Here is a 24,098-nt window from a genome sequence, read left to right as displayed (position 1 = left end):
AAATATTTTGATTCCAAACCGCAATAAAAAAGGCTATTGACTGAAATAAATGAGTAAAAATGGGGTAATGAAGAACATGCCGATCAAATACAGCAAGCCGATCACTCGGTATTTTACCGTCATGATGCCCAGCCAAATACACAGCGAAACAATGCTGTGGCGTATTTTTCGGAATGGCATCAGCATCACTACGCCAGTCAGGTTAAACAGGAAGTGAACAATGCCAATGGCCAGAGCTGTTGGCGACATAAAAATTCCCACCACCAATGCCGTAATGGTTGTTCCTAAATTACAGCCAATAATAAACGGAAATGCCTTGCTGAGTTGCACCTTTCGGGTAGCTGAAAGGGGTACAATGAGCGAAGTGGTCAGGGAGGACGATTGCACCAGCATGGTGAGCAAAGTGCCCGTACTCAGTGCTTTCCACTCGGTTTGAAAGAGGCTTTCAAAAGTACTTTTCAGTTCATAATCCAAATAGCGGTAGATAATTTTTGCCAACAACTTGATAGACGCAAAAAGTAATACCATGGAGATCACCACCACTACTGTACCGTTATTGATGATATTAACGAGCCAAAAAACCAATGGGTCCAACGAGAGCCATTTGGCAGAAAAGAGATTATCCAAATTGATGATCGGGATATATTGTGCCAGTGCGGTTGCCGTATGGGTGTATATCTGGAAGAAATATTCAAGCGGAAGGACGATCAGCACCGTGAAAATATTGAAGAAATCGTGCATGGATGCTGAGGAAATCGCCCGCTGAAAAGTTTTTCGGTCACTGATAAACCCAAAGGAGACCAGCGTACTGGTAAGTGTGGTCCCAATATTTGCTCCAAGAATAATGGGAACCGCATTGGCCAGTGAAATACTGCCCGAGGCCACCACAGCTACCAATGCCGCCGTAACGGTGGAACTACTCTGAAGAATAGCCGTGCAAAGCAACCCGACAAACAGCCCGACAAATGGGCCAAGCTCATAGGTCAGCATCATATCTGTTGCCCGCGAGCCTACCAAAGCCAATGCCTTCACCATCAATTCAAGCGAAAAGGCGAATAAAAGTAATGTCAGCGCAAATGAAATAATACCCTTAAACAGGTTTTTCCTTCGGTTAGGTTGATCTACCGGAGAGGATACTGGTTCGCTATATGATGTCAAATTTTCTTTCATTAAGTGGTCCCCTTATTTTATAGGGACTGCAAATTTATAAACCATTTTGTGTTAGCGGTCATCTCTAATGTAAAATGATTGTTAAATAATTCATGCCTGCTGTGACCTTTGGTTAATAATTCAGTGGTAGAAAAGAAAGGCGTTATATTTTTTAATCTTAATTTGTAATTAGTCTAAATAAGATTTATTCTTGTAATGAGATTCTAATTACGCTTAATTCATTATGAAAAACATCTACACCTATTTAACTTTTGTACTGGCATTTTTTGCTATGAGCCAAGTGGCTATGGCGCAGGGGAAAATCTCTGGTCAGGTTTTAAGCCATCAACAGCAAACACTCGAAGGGGTAACAATTGGCATTGAAGGAACAACTGCTGGTGCAGTTACCGATGCTGAAGGAAAATTCATCATTGATCATGTGCCTTCGGGAAAAACAGTGTTGGTGAGCCGATCAGTTGGCTTTTCAGAAAACCGCATTCAGGTAATGGTTAAGAATGGAAAATCCTATCATTACCGAATTGTACTGAAACCTGCGGTAACAGACCTTGAAAATGTAACGATTAATGGTGGGTCTTTGACACGCTCTGGTGCCGGAATTGAGGCGATACCAGGTGCTAATCATTACATCTCTCCTGAGGAGTTGGCGGTTTTTAACTATCGGGATGTTAATAGTGTGTTGGCTTTTGTTCCAGGAATGAACCTGGTTCAGGAAGACGGATGGGGACTTCGCCCTAATGTGGGGATCAGAGGTACAGGCTCTGAGCGTAGCTCCAAGGTAACACTGATGGAAGACGGGATTTTGATTGCTCCAGCGCCGTATGTGGCTCCTGCAGCTTATTACTTTCCTTCCGCAGGACGTATGGAAGCCTTTGAGATTCTAAAAGGTGCCAGCCAGATAAAATATGGCCCAAATACTACTGGGGGGGCTCTGAATTTGGTTTCTACAGCGATCCCACAATCAACAACGGCTTTGGTAGACCTTAACGCAGGAAGTTACGGACAAAAAAATGCCCATGTTTATGCGGGAACTTCTGGCGAGCAGTACGGAATTTTGGTAGAAACATTTCAGCAGTTTGCAGATGGATTCAAAACACTGCCGAATAACGACAATACTGGTTTTGCTAAACAGGATTATATGATTAAAGGGCAGCTAAATACCAAAGCAGATGCGAAGGTATTTCAGTCTTTGCAATTTAAAGTGGGCTACAATAAGGAAACATCCCAGGAAACGTACCTCGGGCTTACTGAGGAGGATTTTCAATTGGACCCTTATCAGCGATATATTGCCTCTCAGAAGGATGAAATGACTTCTGAGCAAAAAATTTACTCCTTGCAGCATGTCATTGAGCCTACAGATTTTATGTCCGTTGTAACTTCGGTTTACCGTACCGATTTCGCTCGGAACTGGTACAAACTCAGCAAAGTGGGCGGGGTAAGTATTGGTAAAATCCTTGACGACCCTTCGGCTTATCCAACAGAGTACGGCTACATGACAGGCGCTACAGAAGTGCCTGCCGATGGGCTCGAAGTGAAGGCGAATAACAGGGCCTATTACTCTCAAGGAGTACAGACGCGTATCAACGCTGTATTCAATACTGGAAAATTCAAGCATATGCCTGAGGTAGGTTTCAGATATCATGAAGATGGCATGGATCGTTTTCAGTGGTCAGATAAATACAGCATGACCAATATGGAAATGACCAAAACAACTGCAGGTGTTCAGGGTGTTGGCAGCGGTAATAACCGCCTGGAAAATGCCTATGCTTTTGCCACTTACCTTCAGTACAGCATGGAATACGGGGCCTTGTCGGTGATTCCTGGCGTACGCTACGAGTCCATTTATCAGGTTAGGAATGATTACGGTGCTGATGATCCAGACCGTACAGGCAAAGACCTTTCAGAAAAGTCGAATCAAGTGAGTGTAATATTACCTGGTGTAGGTGTTGAGTATGGTATTGGGCAGTATTGGGCAACTTTTGCAGGTGTGCACAAGGGCTTCTCTCCTCCTGGCTCTAAAGAGGAGACCAATCCTGAGGAAAGTGTTAACTATGAGGTGGGCTTGCGTACCAACAGACCGATGTGGAGCGCTTCAGCGACTTATTATTTCAATGATTACCAAAACCTGCTGACCAGCGATAATGAAGGTAGCGGTGGCGCTGGATCAGGAGATATGTTCAATGGTGGGCGTGTTCATTCAAAGGGAGTAGAGTTGGAGGCCAATGGTAATTTGCTCTATGGCAGAACAACAAAGTACCAGCTTCCTGTTAATTTTTCTTACAGCTATACTGTGGCCAATTTCCAAAACACTTTTGCTTCTGAATTTGAACCATGGGGCGATGTTGAAAAAGGAGATTTCCTACCTTATGTAGCTCCTCACCAATGGGCGCTGGGTGCTGGTTTTGCCGCACCAAAATTTGCCGTGAACACCGTTGCCAAATATCAGGCGGCTATGAGAACCGTTGCAGGCATTGGAGAGATTCCTGCAGGAGAAGGCACTGATAATATCTTCACCATGGACCTCAGTGTGCGTTATTATCCTCATGCCAAAGTAGAGATTTACGGGAATTGGAATAATATTATGAATCAAACTTATTTGGTAAGCCGTAGACCTGACGGATTAAGACCGAACATGCCGACGTCAGTGGTGCTTGGGGTGAAATTTCGCTGGAAATAAGTAAGATTTAAGGCAATTAATACCGCTATTAATGAGGATTATTTAGTAATAGAATCCCTTATCGAAAAGTCAGTTATTCAGTCAATAGAATAGCTGACTTTTTATTTTTATAAGTTATTTATTGGGGTTTCGCCAAATAAAATTGTTTCTTCATGTAAATTTCATCTCTGCTGTACTTTTTATGGATGCTTTCAAGGGCATTTGAAGGGGAAAACGGTGACTGTATTTTGTTTTTGAGAAACTAAGGGTGTAAACATCAGAAAGAAAGATGAGAAGATTGTTATTGATTATTGCAATTAGTCCGATTGTGTTTTTGAGCTTATCATGTGAATCCGTTGATTTTAAAGATCATCGGCCGACCCATGATGTCGAACTTTTCGAACAGCTCGCTCAGGAAGTGGCAGATACCCTTGCTGTTCCCAATGCCAAAACCTTCAGACAGGATATGCGCACACTTGATATCGCCACCCAAGACCTTTTGAGATCACAGAGCTTGCAGGCTTTAAATACCATGCGCCTGGCATGGAAACAGGCCTATTTTACCTGGCAGGCAATTTCGCTACTGCATTTTGGTCCTGCTGAACAGTTGATGCTTTCTGAACTGATCGGTAAATACCCTATTAACCCTGAAGGGATACTGCCCGCAGCTAATGGTCGCTATAAAGTGGCAGAAGAGGTGGGCTTGATGGCTGTGGAATACATGATTTTTGCTAAAGATAACGACGAGACGTTACAGTTGATCCGAAGCTCTGCGGCCTTCCGAATGGCATTAATAGATAAAGTGAAGGCCATGGAAGACATTGGCGTAAAGTACGATCAGTTATGGAACGATTACAAAGGCCAGTTTACCAGCAATACAGGAGTGGAAGCAGGGGAAGCGGTACCGATGTTGGTCAGTTCTGCCATAAAAACGATTGATTTGATGAATGGCAAGCGTCTCGCCTTGCCGTTAGGAATAAACAATGGCGATCAGGTGAATTTTGAGCTTATTCAGGGTGCCTACTCAGGAGAGTCATTACGGGCACTCCGATTGCAGTGGGTTTTCTGGAAGGGGCTGTGGGACGGATCAATAAGTGTAGGAGAAGAGCAATTACACTTTAAAGGCCTGGAGGCACTGTTGGAGGGCAAGCAAGAACTCGAGGAGCTTCATGAGCAAGTGCAGCTTGTTGATGCTGTTTTTGATCAGGTGCAACTTAAAGATATGGAGCAGGCAATCAGGTTATACCCTAACCAAATGCGGGCGTTGCAGCGTGCATTGGCTGATATGGAGGTGCTCACTCGTTCTCTGCCAAAAGTGATAGGCGTGGAGATTTCTGCTGTGGAGGCTAAGAATTAACGGCCTTTTAAATTTTTCCCGATCTTCGCTGACTCACCATCGTTGGGTTGGCGATTTGCTTTCTTACTAATTCGATGGTTTCAATACCAAACTGAAGGTCGTTGGCGCATTGCTGATAGTGCCGAATAATTTGCAGTTGGGAGTCGCCATTGCTTTTACTTTCAATCAAAAGCTTCACATTGGATTTGATCTCCTCTTGCTGAACAAGCAAAGTATGAATAATGGGGTAATTGGGATATGCAGGAATAAGCTGTTGATCAAGCCACTGTGGGAATCGCTCATCATAAATTAATTCCTCTAAACGGGTAGGCGACTCGTTTTTATTGGCGACATAAGAGCGCAGGGCTTCAATCCATTGATCATAGTAAAAAATAACCTGATTTAAGCCGTCACGGTATTTCTCCGTTTCAAACTTGTAACTTTTTTGTTGGCGGTAGTTTAGCATAACAGCGTTGATTGCTTCTAATTTACTAACTCCTATTTTATCTTTTTGTAATTAAAATTTCATCAAATAAGTAGTTGTTGTACCATTTAAAGATAAATTATATCATTACAGCGGCTATATTGCGCTAATTATTAATATGGCATATTCTTTGTTTTATAGGATTTGATATTGACGTAATACGGATTTATAGAATGAAGAAATATTTGATCATCGCTTCCATGCTTTTGTTGGTAGGGCTGACCTATAAGGGGCATCCTGGCACGGCAGGGGAAGTAACAGTAACTTTTTTAGCAGACAGCCAATATCTGAATATCCGGAACCTCAAAACGGATATTATAGGTGATTCCTCGGTTGTTCAGCTGGGGCACACTTATCATGTTCATGAAGGAAGTTACAGTGTCAAATATGATGTGCTTACGCCAGGAAAAGGCTGGGTCAGTAAGCGGGAGAAAATCAGCCTGAAGTCTGATAAAGGCCGTGACGGCAGTGCATGGCGCTTTAATGAGAAAGGCTCTGACATTGATTATGTCTTTTATATTGACCAGGAGTTACGGGTGAGGAAAAGCATACGAAATTTTCGTAAAGTGATCCGAAGTACGGGAGCGGATCAAAAAAATGCCTGACGTTTTTGCGTCAGGCATTTTTTTTATTTTTTAGTATTTCTCTTTTGGGCTTTGGTAGAAGCCTTCTTTTTTTTCTTTTTCTTAAATACCAGGCAGGTTCTGTTGGTCATGTAAATACTCAGCTTCTGGTCTTCATCGGTGTGATAGGTCATCGAGGTGTCCACACGGTCAAAGCCCCCAAAGTCGGCACTGTCTGAAGAAAGAATGCACTCATACTCCCCTTCTGCAGGTACCCAGAACTTGTAATCTGGAATAGCATTGGTTGGGTGGAAGTTGAAAGCAAAAATCAGCTCTCCGCGCTGGAATATGATGGTATTGTTGGTATCATCCATATTTAGCTGAGAAGCCCCATTGGCCTGAAGCGTATGGTGCTGGCTTAAAGTCTTGACCATCGCCTTGTCAAAATCTTTCAGGAAGTGGTACTTCAGGAAATCAGCATCGGCAAGGCTCCATTGCCGGCGGGCATGCTGGTAGCTCCAGTCATTTCCTTCACGAGGGAAGTCAATCCATTCTGGGTGACCAAACTCATTTCCCATAAAGTTCAGATAACCCTCGCCACCCAGTGCCATGGTGAAAATACGGATCATTTTATGCAGAGCAATACCGCGATCAATCACCAAATTGTCGCTGTCTTTGCTCATGTGCCAGTACATCTCTTTGTCCATCAGCCAAAAAGCAACTGTTTTGTCACCAACAATGGCTTGGTCATGAGATTCCGCATAGGCAATAGAACGCTCGTTGGCTCTGCGGTTGGTCATCACACTCCAAAGTTCATGAATATTCCATTCCTCGTCTTTTTTGTGCTTCAGGTATTTAATCCAGAAATCAGGGATGCCCATTTGCAGGCGGAAATCAAAGCCAAGGCCTCCATCAAGAATTGGTCGGCAAAGGCCAGGCATACCACTCATGTCTTCAGCAATAGAAATGGCCTCAGGGTTGAGTTCGTGGATCAGCGCATTGGCCAGTTGTAAATAGGTCAGCGCATCCCAGTCTACCTGATCGAGGAAATATTTATCATAGTGATCAAAGGAAATATTGTCGCCGTGGTGCAAGTACATCAGGGAGGTTACGCCATCGAAGCGGTAGCCGTCCACATGATACTCCTCCATCCAGTAGCGGACATTGGAAAGCAAAAATTGTTGTACTTCTTTTTTGCCGTAATTGAAAAGCATGGAATCCCAGGCGCTGTGCTCTCCCCTGCCTCCAGGGTGAAAGTACTGATCGTCGGAACCATCAAGCTTGTTAAGCCCTTCGCCGAGATTTTTTACCGCGTGTGAGTGTACCAGGTCAATGATAATCGCCAGGTCCAGTTTATGGGCTTTGTTGACTAAATATTTGAAATCTTCGGGTGTCCCAAAACGACACGAAGGCGCGAAGAAATTCGATACATGGTAGCCGAAGGAGCCATAATAAGGATGTTCGGCGATGGCCATCAACTGAATGGTATTGTAGCCAAGTTTTTTGATGCGCGGCAGCACATCGTCCGCAAATTCACGGTAAGTACCTACCTTCGCTTCCTCGCAACCCATACCGATATGCCCTTCATAGATAATCGGGCTGGCTTTTTGTGCTGCGGAGGAGAATTTTTTATCGGTCCATCGGAAAGAAGGCGCTTTATAAGCCACGCCAGAATATCCATGGGTTTCAGGATCCTGCTGTACCAAATTAATGTAAGCAGGGATACGGTCCAAAGTGCCGTTGTCGCCTTTCACCTGAACCTTAATCAATGATCCTTCCTGAATGGCTTCCTGCGGAAGACTGATCTCCCAGATGCCATCGGTTCCTTTGGTCAGTGGGTGACTGTTGCGGTCCCACTGATTGAAATCCCCGATAAGGTGTAGCTCCTGCGCTTTTGGAGCCCACTCACGGTAAGTCCATCTTTTTTTCTTTTTATCGAGCTGCAGCCCCATTTCTTTGTAGGCGCCTGCAAAGGCCGTGAGGCTATCTGCAAGGGATTCAATTTCCTTTTTGGCTGAGATAAATGACTCAATTCTTCGGTTAATTTCGTCTGTGTAAGGGGCTAACCATTGGTCGTCCTGAACCAGTTGAGGTAATTTCAACGCTGTTTTTGACATAGTAAAAAGCTAATATGAGCGGGTGAAAAAGAATGATGGTCAGTGAGGTTTGATGAATTATACATGACCGATCACTCCCAATTTATAATGTAGGAATGGTAATGCGAAAAAAGTCATAAATTATTACATAAAAAAAAGTTTTCATGAACCATTTTCCTGGGCGATGATAGAAAAAATCCAGAAAGTGCCCTGAGGCCGTCAGTTTGAGATATTTCCCCTAATAAATTTTTAAGACCATCATTTTTTTTTAATAAAATGTCCCGAAACGGAATATTAAATTAATTCAATTAAAGCATTGTCACAACCCTCTTTAGGTTGATATAATCCTAAAATTAATATAAGTAAAGAATGAAACTGATGTAAGGTTTACACCCCAAGTGACAAATGTCATGTTTTGGGGCGATCCATCTCTTTAAATTCGGGAGAATCGAACTATTGTTTTTTTAGCTATGCATTTAGAGAAGTTTCGTTATGACAACAAGATAGTAAAGTATTTTGCTATCGCCACCGTCATCTGGGGTATCGTCGGCATGTTGGTGGGGCTGATCGTCGCATTGCAACTTTTTATTCCAGCACTCAACTTTGATACGGCGTTTTTAACCTTCGGCCGTATCCGTCCATTACACACCAATGCGGTGATTTTCGCATTTGTGGGGAACGGAATTTTTGCGGGAGTTTATTATTCACTTCAGCGTTTATTGAAAGCGCGGATGTTTAATGATATCCTTTCGTGGGTTCACTTTTGGGGCTGGCAACTGATTATTGTTGCGGCTGCGATCACATTGCCTTTGGGGATCACGACCTCCAAAGAGTATGCAGAATTGGAATGGCCAATTGATATTGCCATTACCTTAATTTGGGTGGTGTTCGGAGCCAATTTGCTCGGAACCATCTTCAAACGTCGTGAACGCCATATGTATGTGGCGGTATGGTTTTACATCGCAACTTTTGTAACAGTGGCGGTCTTGCACATTGTCAACTCTTTCGAGTTGCCAGTAACTTTCTGGAAGTCGTACTCGATGTACGCAGGGGTGCAAGATGCTTTGGTACAGTGGTGGTATGGGCATAATGCGGTAGCATTCTTCCTGACAACCCCTTATTTGGGCTTGATGTACTACTTCTTGCCGAAGGCGGCCAATCGTCCTGTTTACTCTTATAAGCTGTCCATTATTCACTATTGGGCACTGATCTTTATTTACATCTGGGCAGGTCCACACCATTTGCTTTACACTTCTTTGCCAGATTGGGCACAGACGTTGGGTACGGTGTTTTCAATCATGCTGATTGCACCATCTTGGGGTGGTATGCTGAATGGCCTTCTGACACTTCGTGGCGCATGGGACCGTGTGCGTGAAGATGCCGTACTGAAATTTATGGTAGTAGCCGTAACCTGTTATGGTATGGCGACTTTCGAAGGGCCAATGTTATCGCTGAAAAGTGTCAATGGTTTTGTACACTTTACCGACTGGATTATTGCTCACGTACACGTTGGTGCTCTGGGCTGGAACGGATTCCTGACCTTCGGGATGTTGTATTATTTGATTCCTAAAATGTGGAACACCAAATTATACTCCAGCAAATTGGCCAATGTACACTTCTGGGTGGGAACTCTCGGGATTGTATTCTATGCCATTCCAATGTATGTTTCAGGAGTTACGCAAGGCCTGATGTGGCGTCAGTTCACCATCGATGGGGTATTGCAGTACGGTAACTTCCTCGATACAGTAACGCAGATTATTCCATTTTATGCATTGCGTGCCTTTGGTGGAGCCCTTTATTTGGGGGGTGCCTTTGTAATGGCCTATAACCTTTACAAAACGGCAGCGCAAGGAGTATTCCAGGAGGAGGAAGAGGCCGAAGCTCCCGCTTTGGAGAAAAAGAAAATTATTGGAGAATACTGGCACTCGAAACTGGAGCGCAAATCTATCGTGTTCTCTGGTCTTTCAATTGTAGCGATTGCCATTGGTGGTGCCGTAGAAATGGTGCCGACCTTCCTGGTGGATTCAAATATCCCGACGATTGAAAGCGTTAAGCCTTATAGCCCGCTTGAATTGCAGGGACGTGATCTTTACATCCGTGAAGGTTGTGTGGGCTGTCACTCTCAGATGGTTCGCCCTTTCCGATTTGAAACCGAGCGTTTTGATGAGTATTCCAAAGCTGGGGAGTTTGTTTACGATCACCCATTCCTTTGGGGATCCAAGCGTACTGGTCCAGATTTGGCCCGTCTTGGTGGCCGATATTCAGATTCATGGCATTATAACCACATGATGGACCCAACAAGTACATCGGCAGGTTCTATTATGCCTCCTTACCCATGGTTGTTTGAGCAAGCCTACGATGCCGAATCAATTGTACCAAAGGTAACAGCCATGCGCAAGCTTGGTGTTCCGTATGCGGAAGGATATGAAACGCAGGTGGTGGCTGATGTACAGGCACAGGCAAAACAAATTGCGGGTAACCTGAAAGCACAAATAAATGTGGAGGTACAACCTGAGGCAGAGATCATTGCTTTGATTTCGTACTTGCAACGTTTAGGAACAGACATTAAAGTGAAGCCAGAACAAGTGGCTGTCGCAAAATAATCATCTCAGGGTCCCTGGTTTCCGGGGATGCTGAACAATTTTTTTAAATATGTTTAAGCATTATTTCGAGCGAGTATATAATGTAGAGGTATGGCCCATCATTTCTTTGGTGATCTTCTTTACATTTTTTGTGGGGTTGTTGTGGTATGTCTGGAAGATGTCTTCCTCGCATGTCGATAAGATGAAGAATATGCCGCTGGAAGAAGACCCTAACGATGATTTTGAGGATAATTAGATCAAGATATAACTCCTATCAAATGAAATCAAAAGCACTAAAATACATGAGTATAATGTGTGTGGCCTTGGTTTTAGGTATGCTTCCCGAAACGGCATTCGCGCAGGCGGCTGGCGGCACGGATCAGATGAGCATCCTGAAGATCGTGCTGGGGCTGACCACCATTGTCTCTATTGCAGTATTGCTGGTCACCTTGTTTACGCTGAAGGTGGTGAAATCAGTAATGGACAATGAGGCCAAGAAAAAAGCGGAGGCTGAAGGTGTGCCGCATGTGAAGCAAGACTGGTGGTGGAACATTGCCAACGATGCTGTCCCTATTGAGGAAGAGAAAAATATTTTGCTCGACCATAATTATGACGGCATTCAGGAACTTGACAACCACTTGCCACCATGGTGGAAAGGGCTATTTGCCGCAACGGTGGTTTTCGCAGTGGTTTATGTCGGTATCTTCCATGTTTTTAAAGTAGCACCACTTTCCGGTGAGGCCTATGACATTGAAGTGGCACAGGCAGCATTGAAAGCGGCCTCGGTAGATGAAACCAATGTTACTTTACTGACCGACGACAAGGCGATTGACCACGGGTCGGAAATTTTCGCCAAGAAATGTGTGGCTTGTCACGCTGCCGATGGCGGTGGAGGGATTGGTCCTAACCTAACGGATGAATACTGGATTCACGGCGGAGACATTAAGGATGTGTTCAAAGTAGTGAAAGACGGTGGACGCCCAGGCAAAGGGATGATCTCCTGGAAAAAACAACTCTCACCAAAGGATATTCAGAGTGTCGCCTCTTATATCCTGACACTCCAGGGTACTACGCCTGCCAAGGCGAAAGCACCAGAGGGAGATTTGTATAGCGCTAAGTAATAAAACTTTATATCAAAACATAAAAATCGGGAGGACTTCAGTTCTCCCGCTTTTTGGTTTATAAGGATCAACGATTTTTTAAGACTGAGGGAAGGTATGGAACCAGAAAACAATATTTATGAATACGATGCCGAGTTTCGGGACGTCATTTCTACCGTAGATGCCGAGGGCAAGCGTGTTTGGGTGTACCCTAAAAAGCCCAAAGGCTATTTCCACCGTGCGCGGGCAGTAGTGGCGGTTTTTCTGCTTTCATTGTTCTTTTTGGTGCCGTTCATCAAAGTAGATGGCCACCCCTTTTTCCTTTTCAATGTTTTTGAGCGAAAGTTCATCATCTTTGGTGCTGCTTTCTGGCCCCAGGATTTTATCCTTTTTGCTTTGGCATTTATTGCCTTTGTGGTTTTTATCGTCCTGTTTACCGTCATCTTTGGGCGCTTCTGGTGTGGCTGGGCTTGCCCGCAGACGGTCTTTATGGAGATGGTTTTCCGAAAAATAGAATACTGGATTGAAGGCGATGCCCCACAGCAACGCAAACTCGACAAAGCCCCATGGACACAGGAGAAAATCCTCAAGAAAACCAGTAAGCACATCATTTTCTTGCTGATTTCCCTGCTGATCGCCCATACGGCAATGGCTTACCTGATCGGGATTGATGAAGTCAGGGAGATTGTTACCAAATCACCGATGGAAAACTTGTCGGGCTTCATCGGCCTGCTGGCTTTCACCGCTATCTTCTATGGCGTATTTGCCAGATTCAGAGAACAAGCCTGTACCACAGTTTGCCCTTACGGGCGATTTCAGGGGGTTTTTCTGGATAAAAAATCCATTGTTGTTGCCTATGACTGGCTTCGTGGTGAAAAGCGTGGGAAACTCAAGAAGAATGCCACGCCTCCCGCCGATCAGGGAGATTGTATCGACTGTAAACTGTGTGTGCATGTTTGCCCTACGGGGATAGATATTCGGAATGGTACCCAGCTCGAATGCGTGAATTGTACCGCCTGTATTGATGTTTGTGATGAGGTAATGGACAAGGTCAACAAACCCAAAGGCCTGATTCGCTATACTTCTGAAGAACAAATTCAGCATGGCCACAGCAAGATTTTCAATACCCGTTCCGTGGCTTACAGTGTGGTGCTGGTGGTGATCCTCGGATTGCTCACAACCCTGCTGGCTACACGTACCGATGTGGAGGCCACCATGCTTCGTGTACCTGGTATGTTGTATCAGAAAACCGACAATGGCGAAATTCAGAACTTGTACAATGTCAAGTTTATCAATAAAACCTTTTCGGACGTAAGCCTGGAACTGAAGCTGGAAAACTTTTCTGACGGCACCATAGAGCGCGTTGGAGGGGAACCGATAAAAATTGGGCCCAATGATCTTACAGATGCCATGTTTTTTGTCCGCATACCGCAAGCTGAAATCCACACAACCAAAACGGAACTTGAAGTGGGAGTTTATCACGACGGCGAGCTGATGGTGGTCGAAAAAACGAATTTTTTAGGACCGATTGTATTAAAAAAATAGCCCATCGCTGACGATGGATAAAAAAGAAATTTTATGAACTGGGGAAAAGGAATAATACTCGTAACAGGTGCTTTTATGGTCTTCATCATCTCGTTGGTGGTCATGATGTGCCGTACAGATCAGTTTTTGGTCGCAGAAGATTATTACAAGCAGGAGTTGGCTTATCAGGATCAGATTGATCGCATAAAGAATGTACAGGGACTCGATGGCGTGGTTACTGTGGAGCTTTCATCAGATCGGAAAACCGCCTTTGTGGCTTTGCCTTCAGAAATGATCGGCAAAATTAAAGAGGGGCAAATCCATTGGTTTCGTCCCGACAATGCCCGCCTGGATGTTGCGCAGCCGATAGAAGACAATGAAATTGGCCGATGGGTATGTGACCTCTCGCAAATGAAAAAAGGACGTTGGCGAGTGCGCACCACCTGGACTGATGGGCAAAAAGAATATTTTGACGAGAAGGTGATCACGCTCTAAATTTCATCCGTCAGAAAAAAAATACCCGACTTTATTTCAGGCCTTGCCCTGATCTTATCTTAAAAAAATGGACTATGCTTTTTTCCGTCGCATTCATGATCGGCCTAATGGGCAGCCTGCATTGCATGGGCATGTGCGGGCCAATCAGTATGGCACTGCCTGTTCCCAACCGTACCCCTGTTCGGGTATTGCAGGCGGCAATACTTTATAACATCAGCCGAACATTGGTTTATATGCTTTTGGGGGCAATTATTGGTTTGCTGGGCGTGAGTATCAGCTTTGCCGCCCCGCAGCAAAACCTGTCGGTGGCAATGGGGCTTCTGATGCTCCTGTTTGTTATCATGCCCAAAGCCTGGACTATGGCCATGGAAAAACGTGTGGGTGGCCAATGGGCGGCCAAGCTGAAAAAAGGCTTCGGTTATTTCTTCAGAAAACGAAGCCTGTGGTCCTTTGCAGGTGTCGGCTTATTGAACGGCCTGTTGCCCTGTGGCCTGGTTTACCTTGCCCTTGCAGGGGCGCTGGCTATTGGCGACTGGCAAAAGTCAGCCTTATATATGGGGGCTTTTGGGCTCGGAACATTCCCCATGATGCTGTCGGTAAATCTGTTGGGGAACTGGATCAAAGGGAAGTCTTTTTACCGTAATTTCTATCGCCTTGTTCCTGTTTTTACCCTCCTGATTGCCCTGATGTTTATCCTTCGCGGACTCAACCTGGGCATCCCCTACCTGAGCCCTCAGCTCAGAACAGCGGCAGGCACGCAGGTGGTTCAATGCGATTGATCCACAGCTTCCAAACCCATCATCAACAAGCCCATTGCTGTTAAATTTAGCGCCCTAAAATTGCCCTTTTGTGTTATATAAATCCCAATGGCTTCAATGGGGGCCTTCTTATGGAATTTTAACGCAGATTCGGTAAATTTAGGATGATTATTTTATACATTGATATCGATCCAATTCGGACTCATTGCACGAATGATGTTTGTCATTTATCTTGCTAATGAAGATCATGAAGTGTATTTTTGAGAACTTTAATTAACCTAAACCACAGATCTCGGTCATGACAAGAGATAACGTAATCTTTGACTTAATTGGCAAAGAGCAACAAAGACAAGAAGAAGGCATCGAGTTGATTGCCTCAGAGAACTTTACTTCGCGCCAGGTGATGGAGGCGATGGGAAGCGTTTTGACAAATAAATACGCAGAAGGCTTGCCGAAGCGTCGTTATTACGGAGGCTGCCAGGTCGTCGATGAGATTGAGCAGTTGGCGATTGATCGAGCAAAGCAATTGTTCAATGCGGACTGGGCCAATGTTCAGCCACACTCAGGAGCACAAGCAAATGCCGCTGTAATGTTGGCCGTGCTGAACCCTGGCGATGCCATTTTGGGCTTTGATCTTTCTCATGGTGGACACCTGACTCACGGCTCGCCTGTGAACTTCTCGGGTAAAACCTACCAGCCGAATTTCTACGGTGTGGAAAAAGAAACAGGAATCATTGACATGGACAAAGTTGCTGCCAAGGCAAAAGAAGTTCAGCCGAAACTGATTATCTGTGGTGCTTCTGCTTACAGCCGCGATTGGGATTATGCCCGTTTCCGTGAAATTGCTGATGAAGTAGGTGCTGTGCTATTGGCGGATGTTTCCCACCCTGCAGGTTTGATTGCTGCTGGTTTACTCAAAGATCCTTTGGCGCACTGTCATATTGTAACCACAACAACCCACAAAACCCTTCGTGGACCTCGTGGTGGTTTGATCATGACTCGCGGTGAAATGCCAAACCCTAAAGGTGATAAAACGCCTAAAGGAGAAGTTCGCTCTTTGAATGCGCAACTGGATATGGCGGTATTCCCTGGTACGCAAGGTGGTCCGTTGGAGCACGTAATTGCCGCCAAGGCAGTCGCTTTTGAAGAGGCTTTGAGCGATGAGTACAAAGTTTACGCCAAGCAGGTGATTAAAAATGCAGCAGCGATGGCCAAAGCTTTCGTTGATCGTGGTTATGAAATTATCTCTGGAGGTACCGACAACCACTGTATGCTAATTGACCTTCGTTCGAAAGGATTGACAGGGAAATTAGCGGAGAACACTTTGGTAAAAGCGGATATCACCATCAATAAAAATATGGTGCCATTTGATGATAAATCTCCTTTCGTTACTTCAGGGATGCGCGTAGGTACTGCGGCGGTTACTTCCCGAAATATGAAAGAAGCTGATATGGAAACCATCGTTTCGTTCATCGATGCGGTATTGAGCAACCCTGAGGATGAGGCAAAATTGGCCAAAGTGAAAAGTGAAATCAATGCGTGGATGAAAAATTTCCCACTTTACGCATAATCAGAAAATATAAATACATTGCTAAAGGATAGCGACAAATGATACTTTAAGGTGTTATTTGCGCTATCCTTTTTTATTTTTGACGTGGATTAACATTTATTTTGCGCGAATGGGCTAAATTTGTTTTTCGAATTTTTAACTGATTATTAATCGCTAACTTTTAGCACCATATATCTCATCTTTTATGTCTATTAAGCAGGAGCAGGATATGACCTTTTTGGATCATCTGGAAGAATTGCGGTGGCACCTGATTCGGGCGTTTGCCTCTATTTTTGTTTTTACCGTTGTGGCCTTCCTCTCAAAAACGATCCTTTTTCACGATATCATTTTGGCCCCTTCCCGATCCGACTTTTGGACCTATCGCATGTTTTGCGAATTCGGTAAGCTGGTAGGTTCCGATGCGCTGTGCATTGAAAAGCTACCGTTCATCTTACAGTCAAGGCAAGTTACTGGGCAGTTTATGATGCATATTCAGTCCTCTTTTGTCGTCGGGATCATCTTGGCCTTCCCCTATGCTTTTTGGGAAATCTGGCGGTTTATTAAACCAGGCTTGCATAAAACAGAGCAGCGCGCAGCAAGAGGAGCGGTATTTTTTGTCAGTATTTTATTTTTGACTGGCGTTATGTTCGGCTATTTTGTCGTAACACCAATCTCTTTGAACTTCCTGGCCAATTATCAGATCGACCCAAGTATTCTTAATGAGTTTGATATTGTCAGTTATGTAGGTACCATCACCATGATCATTCTGGCATGTGCCTTGTTGTTTCAGCTACCCGTCGTGATTTACTTCCTGACGCAGGCAGGTGTGGTGAATTCACAAATGTTGATTGCCTACCGAAAGCACGCCCTGATTGTGTTCCTGATCATAGCAGCAATCATGACGCCTCCAGATGTCATGAGTCAGATTATGCTGACCATCCCGCTGGGTTTCTTGTATGAAATCAGTATTGTGATTGCCAAAAGAATTGATAAGCGCAAACAGCTTGAAGAGCTCGCACTGATTGCCGAAGAGGAAGAATACCGTCAGCAACAAGCTGCTGAGCGCAAAAATATTTCGGGTCCTTTAGATCAAATGGAGGATTAACCTGTTAAGGATAAAAGAGAATTTCAGTAAAAACAGCATATTAAGATGTCCAAGAAAATAGCAATCGGTGGTGACCACGCTTCACCAGAATACAAAGCAGCGATCATTAAACAATTGGAAGAAAAAGGCTACGAAGTGAAAAACTTCGGCACCGATACTTTCGATTCTGTGGATTACCCAGACTTCGCCCACCCAGTAGCCAAAGGGGTAAATGATGGTGAGTTTGACTTTGGTATTTTGATCTGTGGCTCCGCGAATGGGGTAGCCATGACGGCCAATAAATACCCTAACGTGCGTGCTGGACTTTGCTGGAACAAGGAAATCGTTTCTTTGGTTCGCCAGCATAACAATGCCAATATTTTGGCCATTCCTGCGCGTTTCACCGCAAAAGAACAAGCTTTGGAAATGGTGGAGGTTTTCTTCGGTACTGATTTTGAAGGCGGACGCCACGAGGGCCGTGTGAGCAAAATCGCTTGTAGCTAAGCAAAGATTTTAAAATGAGAAAAGCCCCCGCCGGATTCGTTCTGGCGGGGGCTTTTGTGTTTAAGAAGTTAGTTATATACTTAAAGAGAATACGTCTGCTCTTTTGCCTTTTGCGTCAAATACTTTCTTTGCAAGGTCAAATCCATATGCTTCCACGGTTACCCCTGTTTTAGTGTCGCGAATATTAAAACCGTCGAGCTTGTCCCATTGCAGACTTTTATCCGCATCGAAAATAATCGTCTTTATGCCTTTATTATCGGGGTATTTAGGGTCATCGTTAATGACCATTTTAATAGCCGTAGGCTTGAATAGCCAAGCGGAACCATCATGGTATAAAATTTTAAATTCTATTGGATTCGTGTTCTGAATCCCCTCAACAGGTACATCCATTTGAATCGTGAAGTGGTAACTCCCTGATGCCGTTGGAGCAGTCACATTCGATTCATTTTTAACAGGCTGCTCTTTATTTTCCTCTGTCGATGGTTTATCGGTCGTTGAATATGGTGAGGTACCTTGCACTTTTTGATGTGCTGCTTTGTGAGCAACAGGCTTGGGATCATCATTAGATGTGCTGCATGAGCATAGCACGATAGCACCTAATGCCAAGCTAAGTAGGTTTGTTTTGATTTTTTTCATGGTAAAATGGTTTTATTCTGATTTTGCAGAAAGTGTGCCCAATGACCATAAGGGATAAATATTGAATTTAAAGTAATGTTTATGATAATGAAATTCGCTTGTTTTCAAATAGAAAGGAGACGCTTTGCCATGCATTTGGCCCCCTGACAAATTGTTGTTACTTTCCAGGATTGGAAACCACTATTTGTAGATAAGATGAAATTGACCGAAGGGATTTACGAGCAGCTAATCACTTGTACTTTAGAGGAAAAGTTGCAGGAGGCAGATCAATATTTTATTGAACAAACGGAGATCGAACCCGCTGACGCAGCACGGATTTTATCAGAATATCTGCTGAAATTACTTCAATATGTACTCAATGAATTCAAAGGGAAACCGGCTGAAAGGCTACAGGCTCAACTGAATTTCACCAATCAACTCATTACAGACCTTGCTCAAAAGCTAAAGGATCAGGATCATTTTATTGATGAAAATCTTGTCGCTACAAAAGGGAATTTGCTGAAGCTTGTCCATTCGAAATTGGGGCATTCTGATACACAATTGAAGGGCAAATTAGCAGAATATTTTCCGGTGTCGGGTTTGCAGAAAAGTAGCTTATTTACCGGTAGCCATGCAGACCTGAACATGGATACAGAACTGATCAAGGATATTTTATCCGCTGATCGGATTTATTGGGTGGTATCTTTTATCCGTTGGTCGGGTGTCCGGATTTATGAAGAAGCGTTAAGGCAATTTTTGGCCAATGGTGGTCAGCTACAAGTTATCACGACGACTTACGTTGGTGCTACGGAGGCCAAAGCCGTTCAGTTTTTGGCTGATTTACCCAATACCGAGGTCAAGGTTTCCTATAATACACAGCAGGAAAGGTTACATGCCAAATCTTATATATTTGAGCGAAACACGGGCTATGATACCGCTTATATTGGATCGTCAAACCTGTCTTATTCGGCCATGACCCGAGGGCTTGAATGGAATATGAGGGTGACTTCAGTAGAAAATACTCACATCATTCGTAAAGCCAAAGGAACATTTGAAACCTATTGGTCAAGTCCGGATTTTGAGGATTTCCGTCTCGGAGGTATAGAAAAGCTACAACAGGCACTGAGCTTCGGAAAAAGTAAAGGGGATAAAAAGGGCATGATCTTGCCAATTTTTAAAATTCATCCCTACCCCTATCAGCAACAAATCCTGGATCGATTGGAGGCTGAAAGAAGCATTCATCATCGGTATCGGAACTTGGTCGTAGCAGCCACGGGAACGGGGAAAACAGTTATTTCCGCATTTGATTTTCTAAGGTATAAGAAAAAAAATCCGTCGGCCAAGCTGTTGTTTGTAGCGCATAGAAAAGAGATCCTCGAACAATCTCAACGGACTTTTGCGGCTTTACTCAAAGATGCCAATTTTGGCGAGTTGTGGGTGGGTGAACATCAACCCGAATATGGTCATGAACAACTCTTCGTTTCCGTTCAAACGCTCAACAATCAAAGAGCATTTTTTGAAGAGCGTTTGGGAGCACATTATTACGATTTTATTATCGTTGATGAGGCACACCACGGTCAGGCGAGTTCTTACCGTTTTGTGTTTGATTATTTTAAGCCTGAAATTCTTTTGGGACTTACGGCTACTCCTGAACGGATGGATGGACGCGATATTCGGGAAGATTTTGATCATCGCATCAGTGCAGAAATCCGATTGCCCGACGCCATGCATTTGCAATTGCTGACTCCTTTTCAATATTTTGTGGTAACAGATGATAGCGTTGATTTGTCGCGTGTTGCCTGGAAAAATGGAGGCTATGATAAGGCTGAATTGAGCAGAGTTTATACCGGAAATGATCAGCGTGTACAATTGATTTTGGATAAGTTGGCACACTACCTCAATGATTATCAACAATGTTGTGCACTTGGTTTTTGTACCACTAAAGAGCATGCACAATACATGTCGGGGAAATTTCAGATTGCGGGATTGGCAGCCGATTATCTGACAAGCGATCAATCAAGAGAACACCGTCAGCAGGTAGTCGCCGATCTTCGTTCGGGAAAAATCAATTATCTTTTTGTGGTGGATTTATTCAATGAGGGAGTGGATATTCCGGAGGTGGATACGGTACTTTTTCTTCGACCTACGGAAAGCTTAACCGTATTTTTGCAGCAGCTTGGGCGTGGCTTGCGCTTGCAGGAAAACAAGGAATGTTTGACCGTTCTGGATTTTGTGGGGCAGGTACATCAGGCTTATGATTTTACTAAAAAGTTCCGTGCTTTGGTGGGAAAAGCACCTTATGGCTTAACCAAAGAAATCACGCAGGGCTTTCCTCATGTGGCTTTTGGTTGCTCGATCATAATGGAACAGAAAGCGCAGCAGGTCGTCTTGGAGCATATTCGGGCAGCTGTCGTCAATCGACGTTCTTTGGTCTCCAAACTTGAAAATTGGCATTCCGACACCACTCAGCAACTGACACTATCCAACTTCTTGTCCTTTCATGATTTGGATATACGGGCGGTGTATAAAGTGGGATGTTGGACACAGCTTAAGCTTTGGGCAGGCATGATGGACCTTGATGATAATGACAACTATTTCAAGAAGATCGTAGCCGGACTCAAAAGATTAATTACGGCTAATGATCAGGCGTATCTACAATATTTACGTGCTTATGTGGCAGGTAAATCAGCCACTCAAAAGGAAGCACTCAACCGGATGTTCCACTATCTCATTTGGGATGATGCAGGAAAGAAACTGAACTTTGAAAATGAGCAGCAGGCGGTAAATAGATTGAAAGATTTTCCTGATCTGCTGCAGGAGTTTAATGAGATTATTGAACATCGCCTGGATCAGATTGATTACGTGATGCCGACATCATCTTTTGCTTTTCCCTGTCAGTTAAATTTGCATGCCCAATACAGCAGAACAGAGATTTTGGCCGCTTTTGGTGACAGTACGTTTGAAAAAAAATCCTCTTCAAGGGAAGGGGTATTGAGTATCAAAAAGGACAATATCGATCTGTTATTCGTTACTTTGGATAAATCTGAACGAGACTTTTCCACTTCGACAATGTATGAGGATTATGCCATAAGTGATACCTTATTTCATTGGCAATCGCAAAACAGTGCCACCCCTTTGCGCGGCGTAGGCCTTTCTTATATCGAACAAAAACGAAATAAGAAAAACATTCTACTATTTGTCCGAGAAAAGAAACGGGATGAATACGGCCTGACGATGCCATTTACCTTTTTAGGGCCTGTTGCTTATCGAAAACATCGTGGCGAAAAGCCGATGAGTATCGAATGGGCATTAGATGTACCTATGCCGGCAAGTTTGGTCTCAGTAAGTAAAAAGATGGGGTAAGGGATATCGAGGCTATTAGAGCTATCACGAGAGGGGCTCTCGCGATAGACAGGGTAAAATAAAAATCATGGTAATCCTTTTCATCAAGGTCCTTTTCAACACTTGCTAATGTTTCATTTTTCCATGGAATAAATCTCATGCCTATTACGAAAAGCCTTTGTCATGGCTCTTGTGCCGAAGGTGCATTTAGTAATAGCTTCGGGTTTTAACCCGATGAAAATAAAGATTAAGATGTGAGATTCTCACCACTCCACTTCCTTCAACCCCTTTTCTTTCAAATATTTATTCGTTTTACTGAAGTGCTCATTCCCCAAAAAACCGCGGTGTGCTGATAGTGGCGAAGGGTGTGCGGAGGTTAAAATACAATGTTTACTTTCATCAATTAAGCTCGCCTTCTTTTGTGCATAAGCGCCCCAGAGGATGAAAACGACATGCTCCTTTTCATCTGCAATTTTTTGAATTACCGCATCAGTAAATGTTTCCCAACCTTGCTTTTGGTGGCTTCCTGCTTTCCCATTTTCTACCGTTAGCGTGGCATTCAACAGCAAAACTCCCTGGTCGGCCCAACGTTCCAAATTACCGCTGAAGGGAGGATCAATGTCCAGATCACGCTTCAGTTCTTTGAAAATATTGCGTAATGAAGGTGGGAAGGCGACCCCATCCATCACCGAAAAACTCAATCCATGTGCTTGCCCCATGCCGTGGTAAGGGTCCTGTCCCAATATTACAACTCGGGTATTTTGAAATATCGACCGCTCAAAAGCATTGAATACCATGGGTTTTGGCGGGTAAACGATACTGTTTTTATAGGCTTCGTCCACAAATTTTTCCAGTGATTTAAAATAGGGCTGAGCGGTTTCATGAGCCAGTATTGTCTGCCAGTCGGCAGGGAGTTGGAGGGAGTTCATATCAATCGTATGGTTTAAAAGGAAGTCCAAAATTAACAATTTTTACCGAGAAGCGTTATGCCTCCGAACAGTTAGTGAGCAAATACAGAAATATAGAAAATTGTATATTTGATTAAAAAAATTACCTACTAACTTACAGCTTTTACGACATGTTGCTTAGTTAATGAAAAAAAAGGGATTGATTTTGATGCTATTGTGTACTGCGTTTATTTCCGCATTTGCACAGGATGTAGTAGAAGGGCAGGATAATTTTGAGAAAGGATCCATGGAATTTGTGGAGCAAGTAATGGACTTGATCACTATTGACCGTCCAAAATATACACTTTCATTTTATCCTCTGCTGGATTACAGTGAGCAGGTTGGCCTGGATGTGGGCATCATGCCTGTGATCGTTTTTAAATCTCATCTGCAGGAAGTTCAGAAAAGTAAGTACAGCCGCCCAACTTCTATTGTCCCCTCTTTTTCTTACTCTACAAAAGGACAACTGCACCTTGATGCCGATTTAATTTATTATAATCCAAATGGGTGGCTGGTGACCTCTCGAATGTTATGGACACGTATTCCCGATACTTTTTTTGGAATTGGTGGACCGACAGGCGAAGAAACGAGTTTTTTCGCCAATACCTTTGGCCTCGAAGGCGTAGTGTTGCACCCTATCACGGACAAGTTCTTTCTGGGAGGTTCTTATGACCTTTCCTGGGTAAGCAATTCAGGCTTCTCGAATGGCGGACTGAATGAAAATATAAATGGGTATGAAGGAGGTTTTTTAACGGGAATAGGGCTTGATGCGCGTTTCGACACGAGAAATGACATTCTCTATCCTACCAAAGGTGAGATTTTTACTTTTGATTACCGCTATTATTTCGGTGATTTTACTTTTCAGCATTTTGAGCTTGATTTGGCCTCCTTTTGGTCGATTGGTTCACCCAAAAATGTGATCGGAGTGCAAGGGTATTATGAGTTTGTGGTGGGAGACGATGTGCCATTTTACAAATTACCCTCCTTGGGTGGCAGTCGATTGCTGCGTTCAATAGGCCACCCAAACAAGTATATCGATAATCATATCTATTATTTACAGACAGAATATCGCCGTCATATTTATGGCCGATTTGGTGCCGCTTTTTTCGGTGGTTGGGGTAACCGTCGGGAAGATTGGTCGGCCTCCCTGACCCGAGATGGCAAGTGGATGTGCGGTGCGGGGCTTCGGTTTCAGTTATTGCCTAAAGATCACATCAATTTCAGGCTTGATATCGGGAAGAGTCCTGGGGAAGAAGTGGCTATTTTCTTTACCATGCGGGAATCTTTTTAAGCTGT

General features: G+C 43.9%; 19 protein-coding genes. 14 read left to right on the top strand and 5 right to left on the bottom strand.

The window, feature by feature from the left end:
• Positions 1 to 33: 33 nt before the first annotated feature.
• Positions 34 to 1,170, bottom strand: a complete 1,137-nt coding sequence (locus tag AABK40_RS13325) for a Na/Pi symporter (RefSeq protein WP_338397269.1) — start codon at positions 1,168 to 1,170, stop codon at positions 34 to 36.
• A gap of 223 nt (positions 1,171 to 1,393) precedes the next feature.
• Between AABK40_RS13325 and AABK40_RS13320 the strand changes: the two genes are divergently transcribed.
• Together AABK40_RS13320 and AABK40_RS13315 are read left to right on the top strand one after the other, a co-directional pair.
• Positions 1,394 to 3,844, top strand: a complete 2,451-nt coding sequence (locus tag AABK40_RS13320) for a TonB-dependent receptor domain-containing protein (RefSeq protein WP_338397268.1) — start codon at positions 1,394 to 1,396, stop codon at positions 3,842 to 3,844.
• A gap of 268 nt (positions 3,845 to 4,112) precedes the next feature.
• Positions 4,113 to 5,180 carry an imelysin family protein gene (locus AABK40_RS13315; RefSeq protein WP_338397267.1) on the top strand — a complete coding sequence of 356 codons (1,068 nt, stop codon included), beginning with the start codon at positions 4,113 to 4,115 and terminating at the stop codon, positions 5,178 to 5,180.
• Between the two features lie 7 nt (positions 5,181 to 5,187).
• On the opposite strand, the gene AABK40_RS13310 is transcribed toward AABK40_RS13315, so the two are convergent.
• Positions 5,188 to 5,625: a hypothetical protein gene (locus AABK40_RS13310; protein WP_332919511.1), complete on the bottom strand. Its 438-nt coding sequence runs from the start codon at positions 5,623 to 5,625 to the stop codon at positions 5,188 to 5,190.
• A 191-nt stretch (positions 5,626 to 5,816) separates the two neighbouring features.
• Between AABK40_RS13310 and AABK40_RS13305 the strand changes: the two genes are divergently transcribed.
• Positions 5,817 to 6,248 (top strand): hypothetical protein, encoded by a 432-nt coding sequence (locus tag AABK40_RS13305; protein WP_332919512.1) that lies wholly within the window; start codon positions 5,817 to 5,819, stop codon positions 6,246 to 6,248.
• A 23-nt stretch (positions 6,249 to 6,271) separates the two neighbouring features.
• Here the strand turns inward: AABK40_RS13305 and AABK40_RS13300 are convergent, their stop codons facing one another.
• Positions 6,272 to 8,323: an alpha-amylase family glycosyl hydrolase gene (locus tag AABK40_RS13300; RefSeq protein WP_338397266.1), complete on the bottom strand. Its 2,052-nt coding sequence runs from the start codon at positions 8,321 to 8,323 to the stop codon at positions 6,272 to 6,274.
• 449 nt (positions 8,324 to 8,772) lie between these two features.
• Here AABK40_RS13300 and ccoN point away from each other — a divergent pair, with 449 nt between their 5' ends.
• The 9 genes from ccoN (at position 8,773) to rpiB (ending at position 17,898) form a co-directional block, all read left to right on the top strand.
• The gene (gene ccoN, locus AABK40_RS13295; protein WP_332919514.1) at positions 8,773 to 10,905 is read left to right on the top strand and encodes a cytochrome-c oxidase, cbb3-type subunit I; all 2,133 of its coding nucleotides are present in this window, start codon (positions 8,773 to 8,775) and stop codon (positions 10,903 to 10,905) included.
• A 49-nt stretch (positions 10,906 to 10,954) separates the two neighbouring features.
• The gene (locus tag AABK40_RS13290; protein ID WP_332919515.1) at positions 10,955 to 11,140 is read left to right on the top strand and encodes a CcoQ/FixQ family Cbb3-type cytochrome c oxidase assembly chaperone; all 186 of its coding nucleotides are present in this window, start codon (positions 10,955 to 10,957) and stop codon (positions 11,138 to 11,140) included.
• A 22-nt stretch (positions 11,141 to 11,162) separates the two neighbouring features.
• Positions 11,163 to 12,005 carry a cbb3-type cytochrome c oxidase N-terminal domain-containing protein gene (locus AABK40_RS13285; RefSeq protein ID WP_332919516.1) on the top strand — a complete coding sequence of 281 codons (843 nt, stop codon included), beginning with the start codon at positions 11,163 to 11,165 and terminating at the stop codon, positions 12,003 to 12,005.
• Between the two features lie 96 nt (positions 12,006 to 12,101).
• The gene (gene ccoG, locus AABK40_RS13280) at positions 12,102 to 13,529 is read left to right on the top strand and encodes a cytochrome c oxidase accessory protein CcoG (protein ID WP_338397265.1); all 1,428 of its coding nucleotides are present in this window, start codon (positions 12,102 to 12,104) and stop codon (positions 13,527 to 13,529) included.
• 33 nt (positions 13,530 to 13,562) lie between these two features.
• Positions 13,563 to 14,003, top strand: coding sequence for a FixH family protein (locus AABK40_RS13275; RefSeq protein ID WP_332919518.1), 441 nt, complete (start codon positions 13,563 to 13,565; stop codon positions 14,001 to 14,003).
• Positions 14,004 to 14,077: 74 nt separating this feature from the next.
• Positions 14,078 to 14,782 (top strand): sulfite exporter TauE/SafE family protein, encoded by a 705-nt coding sequence (locus tag AABK40_RS13270; RefSeq protein WP_338397264.1) that lies wholly within the window; start codon positions 14,078 to 14,080, stop codon positions 14,780 to 14,782.
• Positions 14,783 to 15,059: 277 nt separating this feature from the next.
• A complete protein-coding gene (gene glyA / locus AABK40_RS13265) occupies positions 15,060 to 16,331 on the top strand; it encodes a serine hydroxymethyltransferase (RefSeq protein ID WP_332919520.1) in 1,272 nt (423 codons plus the stop codon).
• A gap of 184 nt (positions 16,332 to 16,515) precedes the next feature.
• Positions 16,516 to 17,415 carry a twin-arginine translocase subunit TatC gene (tatC, locus tag AABK40_RS13260; RefSeq protein ID WP_338397263.1) on the top strand — a complete coding sequence of 300 codons (900 nt, stop codon included), beginning with the start codon at positions 16,516 to 16,518 and terminating at the stop codon, positions 17,413 to 17,415.
• 45 nt (positions 17,416 to 17,460) lie between these two features.
• Positions 17,461 to 17,898 carry a ribose 5-phosphate isomerase B gene (rpiB, locus tag AABK40_RS13255; RefSeq protein WP_332919522.1) on the top strand — a complete coding sequence of 146 codons (438 nt, stop codon included), beginning with the start codon at positions 17,461 to 17,463 and terminating at the stop codon, positions 17,896 to 17,898.
• Between the two features lie 72 nt (positions 17,899 to 17,970).
• Here rpiB and AABK40_RS13250 read toward each other — a convergent pair whose 3' ends face one another.
• Positions 17,971 to 18,534 carry a hypothetical protein gene (locus AABK40_RS13250; protein ID WP_338397262.1) on the bottom strand — a complete coding sequence of 188 codons (564 nt, stop codon included), beginning with the start codon at positions 18,532 to 18,534 and terminating at the stop codon, positions 17,971 to 17,973.
• Between the two features lie 195 nt (positions 18,535 to 18,729).
• On the opposite strand from AABK40_RS13250, the gene AABK40_RS13245 reads away from it, so the two are divergent.
• Complete coding sequence (locus tag AABK40_RS13245) at positions 18,730 to 21,876, top strand: DUF3427 domain-containing protein (protein ID WP_338397261.1); 3,147 nt, start codon at positions 18,730 to 18,732, stop codon at positions 21,874 to 21,876.
• A 242-nt stretch (positions 21,877 to 22,118) separates the two neighbouring features.
• Here AABK40_RS13245 and ung read toward each other — a convergent pair whose 3' ends face one another.
• Complete coding sequence (gene ung, locus AABK40_RS13240) at positions 22,119 to 22,784, bottom strand: uracil-DNA glycosylase (RefSeq protein ID WP_332919525.1); 666 nt, start codon at positions 22,782 to 22,784, stop codon at positions 22,119 to 22,121.
• A 163-nt stretch (positions 22,785 to 22,947) separates the two neighbouring features.
• Here ung and AABK40_RS13235 point away from each other — a divergent pair, with 163 nt between their 5' ends.
• A complete protein-coding gene (locus AABK40_RS13235; RefSeq protein WP_338397260.1) occupies positions 22,948 to 24,093 on the top strand; it encodes a BamA/TamA family outer membrane protein in 1,146 nt (381 codons plus the stop codon).
• Positions 24,094 to 24,098: the final 5 nt, after the last annotated feature.

This window comes from Persicobacter psychrovividus, assembly GCF_036492425.1.
GTDB lineage: Bacteria > Bacteroidota > Bacteroidia > Cytophagales > Cyclobacteriaceae > Persicobacter > Persicobacter psychrovividus.
This window is presented reverse-complemented; position numbering and strand designations above follow the sequence as displayed.

Bases quoted from the DNA above. Each gene is read 5' to 3' on its own strand.
- ccoN (WP_332919514.1), top strand. From the start codon at position 8,773: ATGCATTTAGAGAAGTTTCGTTATGACAACAAGATAGTAAAGTATTTT.
- AABK40_RS13290 (WP_332919515.1), top strand. From the start codon at position 10,955: ATGTTTAAGCATTATTTCGAGCGAGTATATAATGTAGAGGTATGGCCC.
- AABK40_RS13270 (WP_338397264.1), top strand. From the start codon at position 14,078: ATGCTTTTTTCCGTCGCATTCATGATCGGCCTAATGGGCAGCCTGCAT.
- AABK40_RS13275 (WP_332919518.1), top strand. From the start codon at position 13,563: ATGAACTGGGGAAAAGGAATAATACTCGTAACAGGTGCTTTTATGGTC.
- AABK40_RS13320 (WP_338397268.1), top strand. From the start codon at position 1,394: ATGAAAAACATCTACACCTATTTAACTTTTGTACTGGCATTTTTTGCT.
- AABK40_RS13325 (WP_338397269.1), bottom strand. From the start codon at position 1,170: ATGAAAGAAAATTTGACATCATATAGCGAACCAGTATCCTCTCCGGTA.
- ung (WP_332919525.1), bottom strand. From the start codon at position 22,784: ATGAACTCCCTCCAACTCCCTGCCGACTGGCAGACAATACTGGCTCAT.
- AABK40_RS13315 (WP_338397267.1), top strand. From the start codon at position 4,113: ATGAGAAGATTGTTATTGATTATTGCAATTAGTCCGATTGTGTTTTTG.
- rpiB (WP_332919522.1), top strand. From the start codon at position 17,461: ATGTCCAAGAAAATAGCAATCGGTGGTGACCACGCTTCACCAGAATAC.
- AABK40_RS13305 (WP_332919512.1), top strand. From the start codon at position 5,817: ATGAAGAAATATTTGATCATCGCTTCCATGCTTTTGTTGGTAGGGCTG.
- AABK40_RS13285 (WP_332919516.1), top strand. From the start codon at position 11,163: ATGAAATCAAAAGCACTAAAATACATGAGTATAATGTGTGTGGCCTTG.
- AABK40_RS13300 (WP_338397266.1), bottom strand. From the start codon at position 8,323: ATGTCAAAAACAGCGTTGAAATTACCTCAACTGGTTCAGGACGACCAA.
- AABK40_RS13245 (WP_338397261.1), top strand. From the start codon at position 18,730: ATGAAATTGACCGAAGGGATTTACGAGCAGCTAATCACTTGTACTTTA.
- ccoG (WP_338397265.1), top strand. From the start codon at position 12,102: ATGGAACCAGAAAACAATATTTATGAATACGATGCCGAGTTTCGGGAC.
- AABK40_RS13250 (WP_338397262.1), bottom strand. From the start codon at position 18,534: ATGAAAAAAATCAAAACAAACCTACTTAGCTTGGCATTAGGTGCTATC.
- glyA (WP_332919520.1), top strand. From the start codon at position 15,060: ATGACAAGAGATAACGTAATCTTTGACTTAATTGGCAAAGAGCAACAA.
- tatC (WP_338397263.1), top strand. From the start codon at position 16,516: ATGTCTATTAAGCAGGAGCAGGATATGACCTTTTTGGATCATCTGGAA.
- AABK40_RS13310 (WP_332919511.1), bottom strand. From the start codon at position 5,625: ATGCTAAACTACCGCCAACAAAAAAGTTACAAGTTTGAAACGGAGAAA.
- AABK40_RS13235 (WP_338397260.1), top strand. From the start codon at position 22,948: ATGAAAAAAAAGGGATTGATTTTGATGCTATTGTGTACTGCGTTTATT.